12 protein-coding genes and 5 pseudogenes are annotated in these 16,744 nt (G+C 67.6%); 9 read left to right on the top strand and 8 right to left on the bottom strand.

Annotation, left to right across the window (positions count from 1 at the left end):
* Positions 1 to 3 precede the first annotated feature (3 nt).
* A pseudogene (locus OG858_RS39835) lies at positions 4 to 612 on the top strand (IS701 family transposase); the annotation flags it as partial.
* Positions 613 to 641: 29 nt separating this feature from the next.
* On the opposite strand, the pseudogene OG858_RS39830 reads toward OG858_RS39835, so the two are convergent.
* The 5 genes and pseudogenes from OG858_RS39830 to OG858_RS39810 all read right to left on the bottom strand — a co-directional run.
* A pseudogene (locus tag OG858_RS39830) lies at positions 642 to 1,099 on the bottom strand (transposase); the annotation flags it as partial.
* Between the two features lie 7 nt (positions 1,100 to 1,106).
* Positions 1,107 to 2,222 (bottom strand): annotated as a pseudogene (locus OG858_RS39825) (ISAzo13-like element transposase-related protein); the annotation flags it as partial.
* A 122-nt stretch (positions 2,223 to 2,344) separates the two neighbouring features.
* The gene (gene ltrA / locus OG858_RS39820; protein ID WP_328543946.1) at positions 2,345 to 3,775 is read right to left on the bottom strand and encodes a group II intron reverse transcriptase/maturase; all 1,431 of its coding nucleotides are present in this window, start codon (positions 3,773 to 3,775) and stop codon (positions 2,345 to 2,347) included.
* A gap of 597 nt (positions 3,776 to 4,372) precedes the next feature.
* Positions 4,373 to 5,362 (bottom strand): annotated as a pseudogene (locus OG858_RS39815) (ISAzo13 family transposase); the annotation flags it as partial.
* A 55-nt stretch (positions 5,363 to 5,417) separates the two neighbouring features.
* Positions 5,418 to 6,178 (bottom strand): annotated as a pseudogene (locus OG858_RS39810) (IS256 family transposase); the annotation flags it as partial.
* Between the two features lie 361 nt (positions 6,179 to 6,539).
* Here OG858_RS39810 and OG858_RS39800 point away from each other — a divergent pair.
* Positions 6,540 to 7,295, top strand: a complete 756-nt coding sequence (locus tag OG858_RS39800; protein WP_327726117.1) for a helix-turn-helix transcriptional regulator — start codon at positions 6,540 to 6,542, stop codon at positions 7,293 to 7,295.
* Between the two features lie 72 nt (positions 7,296 to 7,367).
* On the opposite strand, the gene OG858_RS39795 is transcribed toward OG858_RS39800, so the two are convergent.
* On the bottom strand, positions 7,368 to 8,270 hold the full coding sequence (locus OG858_RS39795) for a helix-turn-helix transcriptional regulator (protein WP_327725508.1): 903 nt from the start codon (positions 8,268 to 8,270) through the stop codon (positions 7,368 to 7,370).
* A 289-nt stretch (positions 8,271 to 8,559) separates the two neighbouring features.
* Here OG858_RS39795 and OG858_RS39790 point away from each other — a divergent pair, with 289 nt between their 5' ends.
* From OG858_RS39790 to OG858_RS39775, 4 genes are all read left to right on the top strand, one after another.
* A complete protein-coding gene (locus tag OG858_RS39790; protein WP_328543947.1) occupies positions 8,560 to 9,582 on the top strand; it encodes a zinc-dependent alcohol dehydrogenase family protein in 1,023 nt (340 codons plus the stop codon).
* Positions 9,583 to 9,901: 319 nt separating this feature from the next.
* Positions 9,902 to 10,360, top strand: coding sequence for a pyridoxamine 5'-phosphate oxidase family protein (locus OG858_RS39785; RefSeq protein WP_327725506.1), 459 nt, complete (start codon positions 9,902 to 9,904; stop codon positions 10,358 to 10,360).
* A gap of 210 nt (positions 10,361 to 10,570) precedes the next feature.
* On the top strand, positions 10,571 to 10,996 hold the full coding sequence (locus OG858_RS39780; protein WP_327725505.1) for a nitroreductase family deazaflavin-dependent oxidoreductase: 426 nt from the start codon (positions 10,571 to 10,573) through the stop codon (positions 10,994 to 10,996).
* Positions 10,942 to 11,406, top strand: coding sequence for a transposase (locus tag OG858_RS39775; RefSeq protein ID WP_327725504.1), 465 nt, complete (start codon positions 10,942 to 10,944; stop codon positions 11,404 to 11,406). The genes OG858_RS39780 and OG858_RS39775 overlap by 55 nt, the downstream gene beginning before the upstream one ends.
* Positions 11,407 to 11,979: 573 nt before the next feature.
* Here the strand turns inward: OG858_RS39775 and OG858_RS39770 are convergent.
* On the bottom strand, positions 11,980 to 12,435 hold the full coding sequence (locus tag OG858_RS39770; protein ID WP_328543948.1) for a flavin reductase family protein: 456 nt from the start codon (positions 12,433 to 12,435) through the stop codon (positions 11,980 to 11,982).
* A 429-nt stretch (positions 12,436 to 12,864) separates the two neighbouring features.
* Entirely contained in the window at positions 12,865 to 14,124 is a 1,260-nt protein-coding gene (locus tag OG858_RS39765; protein ID WP_327745441.1) for an acyl-CoA dehydrogenase family protein, read from the bottom strand.
* A gap of 70 nt (positions 14,125 to 14,194) precedes the next feature.
* On the opposite strand from OG858_RS39765, the gene OG858_RS39760 reads away from it, so the two are divergent.
* The 3 genes from OG858_RS39760 (at position 14,195) to OG858_RS39750 (ending at position 16,428) form a co-directional block, all read left to right on the top strand.
* Entirely contained in the window at positions 14,195 to 14,767 is a 573-nt protein-coding gene (locus OG858_RS39760; protein ID WP_327725501.1) for a TetR/AcrR family transcriptional regulator, read from the top strand.
* Between the two features lie 23 nt (positions 14,768 to 14,790).
* Positions 14,791 to 15,606, top strand: a complete 816-nt coding sequence (locus OG858_RS39755) for a siderophore-interacting protein (protein WP_327725500.1) — start codon at positions 14,791 to 14,793, stop codon at positions 15,604 to 15,606.
* A 90-nt stretch (positions 15,607 to 15,696) separates the two neighbouring features.
* Entirely contained in the window at positions 15,697 to 16,428 is a 732-nt protein-coding gene (locus OG858_RS39750; RefSeq protein WP_327725499.1) for an SDR family NAD(P)-dependent oxidoreductase, read from the top strand.
* Positions 16,429 to 16,744: the final 316 nt, after the last annotated feature.

The raw sequence follows: 16,744 nt of genomic DNA, 5'->3' as shown, positions 1-16,744 counted from the left end.
GGAAAGAAGGGCAACACCTCCGCCGGGGTCCAGCATCAGTACTCCGGAACCGCCGACCGGACCGAGAATTGCCAGATCGGCGTCTTCGCCGCCTACGCCTCCGCCCGTGGCCGGGCTCTGGTCGACCGCGAGCTCTACCTCCCGAAGTCCTGGACGGAAGACCGGGAACGCTGCCGCACCGCAAGGGTCCCCGACGAGCGGGAGTTCGCCACCAAAGGTGAACTGGCACGGCACATGGTGCTGCGGGCCCTGGCCTCGCCGCTGCCCATTGCCTGGGTCACCGCGGATTCCGCCTACGGTCAGGAAAACCGGTTCCGCCGGCTGCTGGAGCAGTCGGGTGTCGGCTACGTACTGGCCGTCCCCAAGTCCCAGTTCAGCGTGAGCTGTTCACGGATCGAGGGCCTATTCGCGCAGGCCCCGGACGAGGCATGGGAGAAAATCTCCTGCGGCGACGGCGCGAAGGGGCCCCGCGTCTACCACTGGGCAGCGGTGCGGCTGCCGGCCGTCGCCGAGTTCGACTATCAGGGCGAGGTCCCTCACCGGATGCGGTGGGCACTGGCCCGGCGCAGCATCAGCAAGCCCGACGAGATCGCCTACTACCTCGCCTACGCCGGTTGTGTCCCTTGGCGTGGTGTAGCTGATCAGTCGGCGGTGCCGGGCAGGCAGGTGGTGTTGTCCGGATAGAGGCTGTCCATGCTCTCGATGGAGAGTAGCGGCGGGGGAAGGCGATCCACTCGTCGTGGAGTTCGACGAGGACGGCGGTGGCGAGCCGGTCGACGGCGCCGGTGTTCGGGAAGACCTGGACGACGTCGGAACGGCGCTTGATCTCCCGGTTCAGTCGCTCGAGTGGGTTGGTTGACTGGATCTTCTTCCAGTGCTGGTGGGGGAAGTCCGCGAACGCGGTCAGGTCTTCCTTCCCGTCGAGAAGCATCTCTTTGACCTTGGGGAACTGCTCGCCGAGCATGTCCGCGACGGTGTCGAGGTGGACCCGGACCGATTCGGCGGTGGGCTGGGCGAAGAGCGTGCGGATCGTCGCGGCGACCATCTCCGCGGCTCCCTTCGGGATCACCGAGAAGACGTTTCGCACGAAGTGAAGCCGTAAGGATTCAACATGGTGTTTCCCTGTCTTCTGTGACGGATGCGAGTACGTCGGCGGCCGTGGCGAAGCGTCGTTCGGCGGGCATCGGGACGTACGGGTCTTGTTCGAGGAGGGGACGGACATCCTCGATGGCGTTACGGATGGTGCCGCGGCTGACACCGAACAAGTCGGCCAGGGTCTGCTGGTTGCATAGATCTCGCTGCGAGAGGACCGTCGCCAGGATCCGGTCCGCGTCAGTGATCTTTTGGCGGAAGACGCCGCCACGGGTTCCCGGACGCCGGGCGCCGCCGCGCTGGTGATGCCGGCGTCGTTCGAGCGCGGCCTGGTAGGGCACGGTGATCCGGTCGATCAGCGCCTGGAAGTCCGGGCGGGGCATGCCGGTGAGGGTGGGGTGGGACAGAGTCTGGGAGAGATCCATTCGGCTGGTGGTCGCGCCGTCCTGCGCCCAGTCGTGCAGTTCCTGGGCGGAGGAGAAGTAGTGCGCGGTCTGCGAGACGGTGATCTTCTGGGCGTCCATGAGTGGGCGCGTCTCGCCGATGGCCTTGCCGATGGTGACCGGGTTGATGGCGAGCAGGTCGACCAGAACCTTCTGGGAGCAGACGCGGCGCAGGTAGATCACGGTGATGAGGGTGCGGTCGGCGTTCGAGAGCAGGGGTTTGCCGTGTGCTCCGGGGGCCTGCAGGCGTCGGCCGCCGCGCTGCTGGAACTTGCGCTGTTCGGCCTGGGCGGCCTGCGCGGGAGCCAACTGGGCGCACAGTGCGTCCAGTTCGGGTGAGGTCATGCCGCTCAGACGCGGGTCGGCGAGCATCGCCAGGACCTGTGACCTGGTGTGGTCGCGATCGCTGGTGTTGATCGCGCAGTCGCCGGTGGTGTTGACCGGGGCGATCGTGTAGTTCCAGGATCCGTGCCGGTCATGGTGTGTGATCGGCAGTGAGCGCAGGTGCTCGCGGCTGACGGAGATTCCCACCGGGTAGGACCCGGTGTCCAACTCGGCGTGAACGCGCAGGCCGGTGCGGGTGCGGGTGCGGGTCGCGGCGATGCTGTTGACCACGACTTCGTGGCTGGTCAGGGGCCTGCCACGCCAGTTCATGGAGATGTGGGAGAACAGCCGGTGGTGAAGTCGGCCCGGGGCGCGGTCTCGTCTTTCGATCGAGCCGTTTCCCCGGAGCCGCTTCCCGCACCCGGCGTGCCGCTCTCACGGCACCGGGCGCTCCACAAGTCCCGTTCAACCATGGACAGTTGTCTTCATCCGGTGGTCGGCCAGGGTGAAGGGATGACCGTTCCCCGGTATCGGTAGCGCGTGGTGCGCACTTTGCCGGGATCGAACAATGTCCGTTCCTCTCCTGATGGCCACCAACCTCCACCGCAGTAGCGGCGGCGGAGGTCCTTCCTGTTGATCCGGTGGTGTTTGCGGCGCAGCCATTTCATGACCTGGCTCCATGTGTACGAGCTGAGGTACTGGAAGGTCGCGCTGGACACCCCGGGGCGGAAGTACATGCACCAGCCGAACAGCATCTTGTTGATCTGGATGAGCAGTTCGTCCAGCGGCAGGCCGGTGGCTGTTCCGCGGCGGATCGTCTTGACCTTGTCCATCGCGGCCTTGAGGGCCTTGCGCGAGGGATAGGTGTAGACGTAGCTGCGGCTGGAGCCCCGTTTGCGGTGGCGCTGGATGTGCCACCCGAGGAAGTCCAGCCCCTCGTCGATATGGGTGATCAAAGTCTTCTCCACGGACAGGCGCAAACCCATCGTGGACAACACCTCCGCGATCTCCTCGCGCAGAGCTTCGGCGTCGTCCTTGGTGCCGGAGACCATCAGGCACCAGTCGTCCGCGTACCTGGAAAGCCGGTAGTTGGGGAGACCTTGACGACGCCGCTTGGCCCTCGCCCAGGGCGTGGACCCCGGCCCTCCCGGTGACTGGGCGATGTACTCGTCCAGGACCGACAGCGCCACGTTGCTCATCAACGGCGAGAGAATCGAACCCTGTGGGGTACCGGCGGTGGTCTCCCGAAGCAGGCGATCCTCCCCGAGGATGCCCGACTTCAAGAACGCCTTCACCATGGCCAGGACGCGGTTGTCCCCGACGCGATTGCGCACCCGATCCATCAGAGCGGAGTGTGAAATCTCGTCGAAGCAGGCTTTGATGTCACCCTCCACGATCCACTCATATGACTTGGACGTGAAGAAGCGCACCTCGGCCACCGCGTCATGAGCCCGGCGGTTCGGACGGAACCCGTAGGAGCACGGGAGGAAATCCGTCTCGAAGATCGGCTCCAGCACCAGCTTCAGGGATGCCTGCACCACCCGGTCCGCGATCGTGGCGATCCCCAGCCGGCGCAACTTGCCCCCCGGCTTGGGGATCATCCGCTCCCGCACCGGCAGCGGACGGAAACTACGGTCCTTGATGCTGTCCCGCAGCCCGCCGAGGAACTCCTCGACGCCCGTCCGCTCCACGATGGAGGCCGCAGTACGGCCATCCACCCCGGCGGTCTTCGCACCCCTGTTGCCCCGCACCCGATCCCACGCGACCAGCAGGAACGCGGGATCGGCGACAAGGTTGAACAGATCCTCGAACCTGCGATGAGGATCATCACGGGCCCAACGGTGCAGCTTGGTCTGGATCTCCAGTACCCGTCGCTCCGCCACATACGTGACGGCCTCAAGTTCGTCGGTATTCACCGGCGAAAACCTCCTGGTCTTCCAGTACTTCGGCCACTGACTTGCTGGCCCCCTTCGCCATGTGCGCACCTCTCGTGCGCTCGGACTACTACGGGGCCTCCGCCACGTCCTGGAGCCGTCGGCCGACAACGGGCCTGCCCACCGGCTGACTGGATGTCAGCCGGGAAGGGCGCCTCCAGCACGCTTCCCACGTTCACCACTCTCCGGTCGACGAGTGAGCCGCCCAGCTCTACCCCGACAGCATCGCCACACCTACGCCGCAGGCATTCAGCGTGGCCTCCTCACCAGCATCGAAAGACCGGCTTCGAAGTCGCCGCCCACGAGAAGGCGGCGTGCGCTGCACCCGGCCCATATCCTCCAGATTGGAGCCGGTGGAACACTTACGGGACGTCAGGCACTGGTTCCTCTCGTACGGCGTCTCGTCTTGCTTGCCGGACACGCGCCGTCTGGAAGTACCGACGCGCTCCGTCGTTGTCAGGGCTGCTCCCACCTCTCCGTGCGTCTCCACGGATCGGCTGCCCTCAGCTTCACCGGGCTGCTGCGACAGCCCGGCGGCAGGGTTCTTTCACCCCTGCCCGGTAACAGTGACGCCTCGTGGCGCACCTCGATTTTGTTCCATTTCGAAGTGCCCGGCGGAAAGTGACAGACGCTCACCGTGAGACCCGTCTGGGCGGCGGACGCGGCGAGTTCGGCCTTCCACAACCGGTAGCGGTAGCTGTTGGACCCTCCGCAGTCCGCGGTTATCAACAACCTGTCGGCATCCGGGTGGTCCACCCGGCCACGGGCCCGCCACCAGCGGCGGATCGACTCGACGGCGAACACCGAGGTGTCGTGATCGGTACCGACGTTCACCCAGCCGCTGTCGTGGGCCAGATCGTAGATGCCGAAGGGTATCGCCACGTCGACGTCGGGGCCGATGAAGTAGAAGCTGTGGTCTTCGACCTGCACCGGATCGCCTGCGGGGCGCCATTGCCGCCCGGGGTTCGGCAGCTGTCCTATCTGCTCCTTCTTCTTGGCATCGATACTGATCACCGGCTGACCGCCGGACTGGTGCTCTTTGACCTGTTCGTTGATGTAGCGGAACTGTGCGTCCCGGTCGGGGTGTTGCTTGCCCTCCAGCGTCTTGGCGCTGGTCTGCAGACTGAAACCCTGCTCTCTCAGCAGCCGACCGACCGTCGGGGCGGAGATCGGGTGTCCCTGCCTGGTCAGCTCCTCGGCGAGGTTGCGCAGGGACTTGGTGGTCCAGCGCAGCGGTGACATCGGATCGCCCCGTTCGTCCGGCTCCACCAGCTTCAGCAACGCCGGAACCAGGCAAGGATCCTGTTCCTCGGCCAACTTGCGGCCACCCCCGGGGCGCCGGACACAGCCGTCCCGCAGCGGATCCTCACCGGCCTCCAGCTCGAACACACCGCTGCGGACCGTGGTCTCGCTCACTCCGGCCAGCCGCGCCACGGCCCGTACCCCACCGTGTCCGAGCAGTCGCGCCTCCTGCGCCAACATCAGACGCCGCTGACGCTCGTTCAGATGCGGCAGCAACACCGCGAAACGGTGGTCGAGTTGGGACAGCAACTCCTCCGTGATCGCCATACCAGGCCAACGAGCCGCTGACCGCGAAGCAACAGGTTGATTCTTGACGGCTTCAGTGGACACGACAGCGCTGCCAGGGGCGCCGAGCATGACCTTGCGGATGGCCTTGACCAAACCGCTGTGGCTGTCGGAGATGACGAGACGGACACCGGTCAGGCCGCGTTCCCGTAACGAGCGCAGGAACTCGGTCCAGAACGCTTCGGTTTCGCTGTCGCCGACCATGACGCCCAGGACCTCACGGCCGCCGTCCTCGGTGACGCCGGTGGCGATGACGACGGCCTGGGAGACGATCTGATGGTTCACCCGCGCCTTGACGTAGGTGGCATCGAGATAGACATAGGGGAAGCGGATGTGATCCAGCGGCCGGGCGCGGAACGCGTCGAGTTGTTCATCGAGGTCCGCGCAGATCCGGGAGACCTCGCTCTTCGATATGCCGGTGTCCGAGCCGAGGGCTTTGACCAGGTCGTCGACCGAGCGGGTGGAGACGCCGTGGACGTATGCCTCCATGATGACCGCGTAGAGGGCCTGGTCGATCCGGCGCCGACGCTCGAGCAGGCTCGGGAAGAAACTGCCGGCCCGCAGTTTCGGGATCGCGAGCTCCAGGTCGCCGGCCTGCGTGGTCACGGTCTTCTCCCGGTGCCCGTTGCGCCAGGTGGTGCGAGTGTCGGTCCTCTCGCCCCACTCCGCACCGATCCGGGCAGTGGCCTCGGCCTCGATCAGTTCCTGCAGCAGCCGTTCAGCGACCTCGCGGACGAGTTCAAGACCGTCTGCAGAACGTAGTGACTCAAGCAGGCGAAGTAGGTCATGCTGGGACATGGCCACCGGGCACCCCCTTGGACCGAACTGGCAGTTCACCAAGGACAGTTGCACGGTGGCCTGCCCCGTTCTCAGGGAGCGTTCACCGGCAGTCGATGCACGCGAGGGCACGGAAACGGCGCACTTCCCAGCCAAGATCCGTTACACCACTCCACGGGGCGCCATCCCTACGCCCCCCTTCAGGTCACCGTCCAGGACCTGGTGCGGGTCGCCGGGGCACGCTGGGCAATCGAGGTACTTCCAGGCCGCGAAGAACGAGTGCGGACTGGATCAGTACGAGGTCCGCCGCTACGTGGGCTGGTATCGGCACAGGCGCCGGGTTCCGGGTCTACGCCGCGAGGAGGTCGCCGTCCTCGCCGGAGTGAGCACCGAGTGGTACACGCGCCTGGAGAAGGGCCACATCAGCGGCGTCTCCGAGGACGTCATCGACGCGGTCGCCCAGGCGTTGCGGCTGGACGAGGACGAGCGCACCTATCTGTTCGACCTGGCCCGGGCATCGCGGCCGGTGCCCCGCCCGCCGCGCCGCCGCAAGGACGTGCAGGTTCCGCCGTCCGTTCAGTGGGTGCTCGACTCCACGACGATGTCGTCGGCCTTCGTGCGCAACGGCCGCATGGACGTGATCGCGAGCAACGCCCTGGCGCGGGCCGTGCACGCGCCGATGTTCGACAGCACCACCGCCGACAAGCACGGCCGCCCCAACATCGCCCGCTACATCTTCCTGGACGACGGTGCCCTCGACTTCTACGTCGACTGGGACGCCGCCGCCGTCACCACCGCGGCCCTGCTGCGGGCCGAGGCCGGGCGTGACCCCTACGACCGGGATCTGCGCCCACTCGTCGGCGAACTGTCCACGCTCAGCGCCGAGTTCCGCACCATGTGGGCGGCACACGACGTCCGTATCCGCCACGACGGCACCAAGCGCCTGGACCACCCCGAGGTCGGCCGCCTGGAGCTGGCCTACCGGTCCCTGGACCTGCCCATGCCCCACCGGACCGTCCACGACCTGACCTTCTACACCGCCGAGCCCGGCACCACCTCCGAAGACCGGCTCAAACTCCTCGCCAGCTGGACAGCGACCCCGCCCCCGGACGCAGAGGCGGCCCGGCACCCTCGGTGAAAGTCCGGGTAGCCCCCGCAGAGCCCCGCCCGTTGGGCCGGCGACGTCTGTCACGCCGACCCTTTTCGGCGATCAATTCGGCGGAGTGGCCGGAGACCGTGGAGCGGGGGCGGTGGCAGCTTGCTGAGTGGCGGCCCAGGAAGTGAGCAGGTGCAGGGCTTCTTGGGAAGGTGAGCCGGGTTCGGCGGTGTAGATGATCAGGCTGAGGCCCGGTTCGGCGGCCATGACCAGGGACTCCCAGGAGAGGGTGAGGTCGCCGACGACGGGGTGGTGGAAGCGTTTGGAGCCGGTGCCGTGGTGGGTCACGTTGTGGGTGCCCCAGCGGATACGGAAGGCGTCACTGCGGGTGGACAGCTCACCGATGAGATCGTGCAGGTCCTTGTCGCGCGGATTGCTGCCGGCCTCGGTGCGCAGCAGGTCCACGGTCATGCCGGCGGCCCGGTCCCAGTCGGGATAGAAGCGGCGGGCCGCAGGGTCGAGGAACTGGTAGCGGGCCAGGTTCGGCGGCTGCGTGCCGCCGTCGCAGAGGTCGCTGAAGAAGGCGCGGGCGAGCTGGTTGGTGGCCAGCACGTCCAGGCGGCCGTTGACGACGAACGCCGGCCCGGCCGTGACGGCGTCCAGGGTCCACTGGAGGCTCTTGTGCAAGGTCCGCTGCCTGCCGGAGCGCCGTCGGGGACGGGCGAGAGTGTCGGAGCCTTCCTGGGCCTGAGCCAGATGGAGCAGGTGGGCCCGTTCGGCGTCATCCAGCTGGAGGGCGCGGGCGACGGCTTCGAGCACGGCGGGTGAGACGCCGGCGAGGTTTCCGCGCTCCAGCTTGGCGTAGTACTCGACGCTGACGTCCGCCAGCGCCGCGACCTCGCTCCTGCGCAGCCCGGGCACGCGGCGCCGGGTGCCGGCCGGCAGCCCCGCCTGCTCCGGGGTGATCTTGGCTCGCCGCGAGGTCAAGAACTCGCGGACTTCGTCACGGTTGTCCACGACACGACGGTACGACCGAGTCCGACAGGTTGGGGTGTACTGCCAGTACACCCTTCATCAGTAACTCGCTTCGCGTGCGGAACGGGGCTTCCATGGATGACGGGGTGCTTTCAGGGGGCGACGCGGTTCGGCGAGGCCGTTCACCGGGCCGCCGCCGGCCCTCAAGGGACACTACGAGTCCTGCGCCAGGGCCTCGTCCGACCGGCAACCCCCACCGGTGACGATTCAGCGGCTCAGGCGCCGGTACACGCACAGCAAGCACAAGCAAGGAAAGCTAGGAGATTCAGGTATGCGCGGCGTAATCATGCACAAGGCCGGCGACGTCCGGGTCGAGGACCGTGACGACCCGAAGATCATCGAGCCCACCGACGCGATCGTGAAGCTGACGGCGACCTGCATCTGCGGGTCGGACCTGTGGCCGTACCGCGGCGTCGAGCCCGCCGACCACACGCTCATGGGACATGAGTACGTGGGCGTCGTCGAGGAGGTCGGCTCCGAGGTGAGGACCGTCAAGCCCGGGGACTTCGTCGTCGGATCGTTCGTCATCTCCGACAACACCTGCGAGATCTGCCAGGCCGGCTTCCAGTCCAAGTGCGTGCACGCCGAGTTCGTCCACGCGGGGATCGGCACCCAGGCCGAGAAGGCCCGTATCCCGCTCGCCGACGGCACCCTGGTCGCCACCCCCGGACAGCCCGCGCCCGAGCTGATCCCCGACCTCCTTGCCGCCTCCGACGTGCTGGGCACCGGCTGGTACGCCGCTGTCGCCGCCGAGGCCGGGCCCGGCAAGACCGTCGCGGTGGTCGGCGACGGCGCCGTCGGTCTGATGGCCGTCCTGGCCGCCAAGCAGCTGGGTGCCGAGCGGATCATCGCCATGTCGCGCCACCCCGAACGGCAGAAGCTGGCCCGCCACTACGGCGCGACCGACATCGTCGAGGAGCGCGGTGACGAGGGCGTCGCGAAGATCAAGGAACTCACCGGCGGGCTCGGCGCGCACTCGGTCGTCGAGGCGGTCGGCACCCAGGAGTCGTTCATGCAGGCCGTCGGCGCCACCCGCGGCGGCGGGCACCTGGGCTACGTGGGTGTGAACTACGACGTGTCCATCCCCGGCATCGAGCTGTTCTTCGCCGGCATCCACACGCTCGGCGGCCCGGCCCCCGTACGCCGGTTCCTGCCCGAGCTGATCCAGCTGATCTGGGACCGCAAGATCGACCCGGGCCAGGTCTTCGACCTCACCCTGCCGCTGGAGCAGGCCCCGGAGGGCTACAAGGCGATGGACGAGCGCCGCGCCACCAAGGTCCTCCTCACTCTCTGACACGTCTGCCCGTACGCACCCCCGCCCGCCCCGTGTCACTGCCACGGGGCGGGCCGGCACGTTCGATCGGCGGAGCGGGTTCTCGCACATCCCTGGTCTGAGGGAGGCGTTCGTGGCCTCCTGGGGCCGGTATGACTCGTTACCCCTGCCCTTGATGATCCGGAAGGGCTGTCGCCGGTTCCGGCGGCGCCTCGGATCGGCTTCGGTGCCACACGGCCCCTCAGCCATTGCAGGCTTATGGAAAATGCCCGATGCTTCTGACGCTGCATCAGATACGCCTCCTCCCTGGCACCCTGACGCAAGAGAAAAGAGGCCCCGCATGGCTGCGACTCAGCGCAGGAGCCGAAAGATCATGATGACGCCGGACGAGCTGGACGAGTTCCTCGCCAGCCAGCGCACGTGCCGCGTCGCTACCGTCTCAAACGACGGCGCCCCGCATCTCAGTGCCCTCTGGTTCGCCTGGGACGGCACCTCGCTGTGGCTGTACTCCATCGTGCGCAGCAAGCGTTGGGCCGATCTGCGCCGCGACCCGCGCGTCGCGATCGTCATCGACTCCGGCGAGGGGTACGGGGAGCTGCGCGGGGTCGAACTGTCAGGCACCGCCGAGTTCGTGGGCGAGATCCCCCGCACCGGAGAACCGTGCACCGAACTCGACGCGCTGGAACCGCTGTTCGCCCGCAAGAACTTCGGCCTGGAGGCAATGCCGCACGACGGTCGGCATGCGTGGATCCGCCTGACACCGTCGAAGACCGTCTCCTGGGACTTCCGCAAGCTGTAACAACCAAGGCCCAAGGCGCACTCAGCGGATGACCAGCTCGGCCGCTTGCCGCGCGTCTCGTCAGAACCCGTGGCCTCCAGGTGAGGCTCGACGCTCGGCCAACCGCAGCAGCAGACCGGTCAGTTGCCCGATCGGAGGCGATCAGTGTCACATCAGCGTCCACGTCCCAAGCAACTGGACTCCCCCCTACTGCCGAGACTCTTCAAGTACATGGCCAAGGTCCAGGTGTGGGCCTACCGCCGTACCCGCGGCCGGGTCGGCGGGACGTGGCGCATGGCCGCCGGCTTCCGCAAGCCTGTGCCTGTCCTGCTCCTGGATCATCGTGGTCGTAAGTCCGGCAGGCTCTACACCACGCCGCTGCTCTACATGACCGACGGACCGGACACGGTGGTCGTGGCCTCCCAAGGCGGGCTCCCCAAAAACCCTCAGTGGTATCGCAACCTGCGCTCCCACCCGGACACCCACATACAGATCCGCGCCGAGCGGAGACCTGTTCGCGCCCGCACCGCGGATCCGCAGGAACGCTCTCGTCTCTGGCCCCTGCTGTTGGAGGTCTACGCCGACTTCGAGCTGTACCAGACATGGACCGAACGCGAGATCCCAGTGGTGGTGCTCACTCCCCAAGCCGACGAGTGAGGGACCCCACGGGACGAGCGGGATGCGAGGGGATCATCGGGCCAAGGGTCGCTTCCCATACACCGGGGAGGGGACCGCTCTGGGCCGCAGGCGGGTCAGTTGCCGATGGCGGGCACACCGGTTACGTCCTGGCCCAGGGCCAGGTCGCCGACAAGAGCAACGAGATCCCCGCCTTCCGGCCCCTGCTGGACAGCGTCGACCTGACCGGCACCGTCATCACCGCCGACGCGCTGCACACCCAGCACGCTCACGGCACCTACCTCCGCAAGCACGGTGCCCACCACATCGCCCAGGTCAAGGCCAACCATCCGGTCTCTTCAACCGCGTCCGCCACCTGCCCTGGCGCGAGATCACGCTCGACCACTACGACCGCACCCGGGCCCACCACCGCCTGGAGATCCGACGGCTGAAGACCGCCGCCATCGCCCACCTCGACTGCCCCGACGCACACCAGGCCCTGCAAGTCGTGCGCTGGAGGAAGGACGTCACCACCCGCAAGCTCACCATCGAGCGCGTCTATCTGATCACCAGCCTGCCACCCGGCGCGGTTACCGGCGCCCAGCTCGCCAACTGGATCAGAGGGCAACTGGAAGATCGAAAACCTTCTGCACCACGAACGTCTCCGACGACGGCACGAGCTGGGAGGAGCGATCACGACCGGGCCGGGCAGCACCGTGACCCACCTTCTGCTTTGCAGTAGACGTCGACGTGACGGATGCATCCGTCGGCAAAGTGATGGAACAGCATATCCGGCGCGTTGAACTCCGTAGACGAGCACGAAGAGCTCCGACAGTGCACCTCCTGACGCTGCTCGGTTGGGATCGCAACCCCCCGAGCCACCCGTAGGCCCTGCAGTTATGTCCCGGCTGCCGAGAGGGCACCCGAACAGGAACCGTGTACGACTGCTCAAGCCTGTCGAACGGTGAACGGAAGGCTTCTCAGACACCCGGGCGTGGTTGATCCGCTCGGTTGCGGGCCGACTTTCATCGTCCTGGCACGAGCTCGAGGGGATGGAAGTCGCGCTGATAATAGAGGGTTGGGATGCCCTCGCTGAGTCGTGCGTTGTCGACGCGGCCGAGGAGAATCGTGTGGTCTCCGGCCGGGTGGATCGCGTAGGTGCTGCATTCGAGGGTGACAGCGGCGCCGTCGAGGGTGGGAAGCCCGTGCTCGTTGGGGGCGAAGCCGGGATGCGAGAACTTGTCGGCGCCCCGGGTGGCGAACCGCATGGCGAGTTCGGTGTGCTCGTCGGTGATGACGTGGACGAGCCAGCGGGCGGCGCTGGTGAAGGCGGGATGGCATTCAGCGCTGGCCGCCAGACACACCAGGATCAGCGGGGGCTCCATCGAGACCGAGCAGAACGAGGTCGCCGTGAACCCGCGCCACTGTCCGGTCTCGTCGGTGGTGGTGACGATGGTGACGCCGGAAGGGAAGGACGCCATGGCCTCCCGAAAGCGGCGAGTTTCGGTGCTGATGGTGTCTGTCATAAGAGCTTTCACTCCCACCAAGTGCGTGATGGAGATTGAGCCTTGTGCGCGTGGTGCGCAGGGAGGCGTTGATGTTGGGGTCGCGGGCTCAGGTTGGGGTGACGCCGTCGAAAGGTAGCTCCCGGCGGCACTCTGGCAGATGGAGTCGCCAACCAACCGCGAGCGACGGGGCGTTCGGTATGGCTTGGACAGGTCCGGGCCCATCGTTGCGGATGCCGGTCCACATGTCCTGGTGCAGTCTGTGACGCATGCCGGGTAACAGCGCCGCGAGCTGGTGACCTTCACCTCGCGCCCGCTTCTGTCAACGGCCGTGTCGCAGGCCTGCCTCTGCCGCCGGACGCACCGGCGACGAGGGCGGCCCGTCACGTCGAGATCGTGTCGGCCTCAGAGCACGCAGCCGATGTGCGCCTTGGTGAACGGCAGTTCCACCGGGGCCCCGAAGAGCGTGGTGGCGTACAGGCCGGCATGGTTCTCGTAGATCCCGATGGGGTGGTTGCGCATGCCCATCAGGTCGCGCAGGTAGTGCTGGAACAGCTTGTCGCTGCCGAGCACGCCACCACCGCCGATCTCGAAGACCTTGTTGACCGCGGCGAGGCACTGGGCGATGGCGTGTGAGGCCTCGAACCGGGCCTGGACGCGCGTCTCCCCGGAAATCGGCCTTCCCGCGACGACGTCGGCGTAGATGGGGCCCCAGGTGCGCGGGATGCGCGCACGCGCGTCCCTGACCAGGGTCACGGCCTCGGCCAGCCTGGTGTGGAGGGCCGCGTTCTGCGTGGCCGCCGCGCCGGTCACGGCCGATACCCGGCGCCTGTTGTCGTCGATGAAGGCGTCGAGCGCTCCGGTCGCGGCGCCGATCGCGCAGGACGCGATGTTGTAGGCCCACATCGACATCCAGGGCAGGTCGAAGATCGGGCCGGTGTTGACGGCCTTGCCAGGCTCGGTGTGGTGGTAGAGCGCGTCGACGGTCAGGGTCCGGTACTCCGGGACGACGGCGTCGACCGTGACGTCCTTGCTGCCGGAGCCCTGGAGCCCTGCGACTCGCCAGCTGTCCTGGTCGATCTCGTAGTCGGACGCGGGAAGGAGGAACGCCCGGAACTCGGGGCCGTCGCCCTCGTCCGGGATGACGCCTCCGAGGAGAATCCACTGGGCGTGGTCGACTCCGCTGAGGAACCTCCACCGTCCGGTGAGACGGAACCCGTCACTCACGCGCTCCACCTTGCCGGTGGCAGCCAGGGACGAGGCCGCACGGGCGCCGGGGTTCTCGCCCCAGACGTCCTGCTGGGCCTGCTGGGAGAACAGCCCGAGATACCAGGCGTGCCCGCCCAGCAGTGCGGCGACCCAGCTGCCGGCCGGACACGCCGAACCAAGCCGGGCCAGCCCTTCTTCCCAGGTCGTCGGGTCGACCTCGAGGCCGCCCCACTGCCGGGGCTGCACCGCGCGGAAGACACCGGCATCCGCCATCGCCCGGATGCTCTCGTCGGACATGCGCCGGAGTTCGGCGGCCTTGAGCGTGTTCGCCCTCAGCAGCGGCAGGATGCCGTCGATGCGCTCCAGGTAGCGCGCGGATTCGGCGGGCGGCCGGGGCGCGTCGGCTTCGGCGGCCCGGGAGGGCTGGAGAACGTCGGTGTGGGGGGATCGTGACACGGTTCATCTCTCCTCAGTGCATGATTACTAAGGCTTGCCTCGCCTCAGTAATACGCTACAGTTTCGTACTATGCAATCCCAAGCCAAGATCAGAGAACGCGAACGCCACATCCTCACCGTCGCCGTGGAACTGCTCAGCGAGGTCGGCTTCGACCGGCTGACGTTCGACGCCATGGCGACCAGGGCGGGCGTGTCCAAGACGACCCTCTACCGACGCTGGCCGACCAAGCACGAACTGGTCATCGACGCCGTACGCCGCCGGGTGGACTTCTCCTTCACCGTGCCCGACCAGGGAAGTTTCCGCGCCGACGTACTGGAGGCCCTGCGACTGATCAGCAACTGGCTCAAGCGGGACGGCGCCATGCTGCGCAACCTCGTGGACGCCATCCGTCGTGACGCGGACCTGCGCGAGGCGACCGAACGTCAGCTCGCCCAGCCCCTCGACGGCATGTGGGAAGAGGTCATCGACAGAGCACAAGGCCGCGGTGAACTGCGTACCGGCGTGGACCTGTCCTGGCTCAGCGAGCTGGCGCAGGGCGTGCTGATGAATCGGATTCTCGTGGCGGGCGTCCCCGTCACCGACGCGTTCCTCGAACGTCTGACGGACGAGATCCTCCTCCCCGCCTTCACCCACACCGCCTGACCCATCCCACCGGGAGCGCCACCATGCCCCGACACAAGTCACCGACCCGGCGCAGGATGCATCGCGCCGAGGTCACCCGCACCGAACGCACCAGCCCGAGCTTCGTCACCCTCACCATCCAAGGCCCCGACCTGGCCGACTTCGATCCCATGGGGTTCGACCAGGCATGCCGGCTCTTCTTCCGCCGCGACGGCCAGCGCGAACTCGCCATGCCGACCGCCTCGCACAACGGCTGGCTGGCCCAGTTCATGCTCATGCGGCCGGCCACCCGCCCCTGGGTCCGCCTCTACACCGTGCGCGCGTTCCGCCCCGAAGCGCGCGAAATGGACATCGAGTTCGTCCTGCACGGCGACCACGCCGACGCCGGACCCGCCTCCGCGTTCGCCTCGCACGCCCGCCCCGGAGACCCGGTCGGGCTGTTCCCCGAAGGAATCGGCTACCTGCCCACCCCGACCGCCCAGTCACAGCTGCTTGTCGGCGACGAGAGCGCCGTACCGGCTCTGCTGTCCATCCTGGAACAGTCACCGCCCGATCTCACCGGCGACGCCTACCTCGAAGTGCCTACCAGCAGGGACATCCGGCCGGTGGCTGCACCCCCCGGAGTCACCGTCCACTGGCTGCCCCGCGACGACCACACCGCCGTCCCGGGACAACGGGCCCGGAAAACGGTCACGTCCTCCTGGACGCTCCCCCCGGGGCAGCGCATCTACTGCTGGGTGGCGGGCGAGAGCGGCCTTCCCACAGGTCTGCGGCGCCACCTGGTCAAGGACCAGGGCGTCCCGAAGTCCGACATCTCCTTCCTCGGCTACTGGAAGCACGGCAAGAGCAGCCACGGCTGAGAGATATCCCCCGATGCACGCCTGCGCCGTGCCACCACGAGCAGCCCTTCCTCACTTATGCATGTACGGAAATTCGAGCAACGGAGCAGCGTGAACCTCAATCTCATCTCCAAGGCGGCAGTAGTCACCGGCGCCGGCCGCGGCATCGGACTGGCCACCGTCCGCACCCTGATCTCCGAGGGCGTCCGCGTCATGGGCGCCGCCCGCACCATCACACCCGAACTGAAGGAAACCGGTGCCCTCACGTTCTCGGCGGACCTGAGCACCGCCGAAGGCGTCACCGCCCTGATCGACAGCGCCCTCACGGCACTGGGCGGCATCGACCTGCTGGTGAACAACGTCGGAGGCGGAGAAGTCGTCTCCACGTTCCTCGAGACCGATGACGCCCAGTGGGCGCGCTTCCTCGACCTCAACTTGCTCAGCACCGTCCGCGCCACCCGGGCCGCGCTGCCCAGCCTGATCGAGCGGCGCGGCGCGATCGTCAACATCTCGTCCGTCGTGGCCCGACAGCCCGGCGCGGGCCCGGCGCCGTACGGCGCGGCCAAGGCGGCCCTGACCTCTCTCGGGAAGTCCCTGGCCGAAGAGTTCGGCCCTCAGGGCGTACGCGTCAACACCGTCGCCCCCGGGGTGACTCGCACCTCCTTGTTCGACCAGCAGGCACAGCTCCTCCAGCAGATGCCGCAGGTCCTCAACATCACCAGCGGTCGCGTCAACGAGCCCGACGAAGTCGCAGCCCTGATCGCGTTCCTCCTCTCCGACGCCGCCAGCAACATCCTCGGCGCCGAATACGTCATCGACGGCGGCATGCTCAAAGCTGTCTGACCCCTCGTCACCAACTCCGCGTCTGAAGAAGCTGTGGACCGGCGCCAGGTTGGGCAGCTGTCGCACCTGCGCATGGATCGCAGCTTCCCTCAAGACTCGCTAGGACAGGCCAATCTCCTCCAGGATCCGCCGCACAAACACCGGCCACATGGGCGCCGTCACCCCTTGACCGCAAGCCGGTGCGGTTGAGGGTCCGGGCTCGCCACCGCCAGCGCCGCGCCGTGGCACCAGGCCCGTACCCCCCGCCCCAGGCCGTCACCGCCTTGACTCTGGGCGGCCCAGACCGGGTGCCCGTCGCTGGCCGCGGCCTGCTCGA

The sequence above is a fragment of the Streptomyces europaeiscabiei genome, assembly GCF_036346855.1.
GTDB lineage: Bacteria > Actinomycetota > Actinomycetes > Streptomycetales > Streptomycetaceae > Streptomyces > Streptomyces europaeiscabiei.
This window is presented reverse-complemented; position numbering and strand designations above follow the sequence as displayed.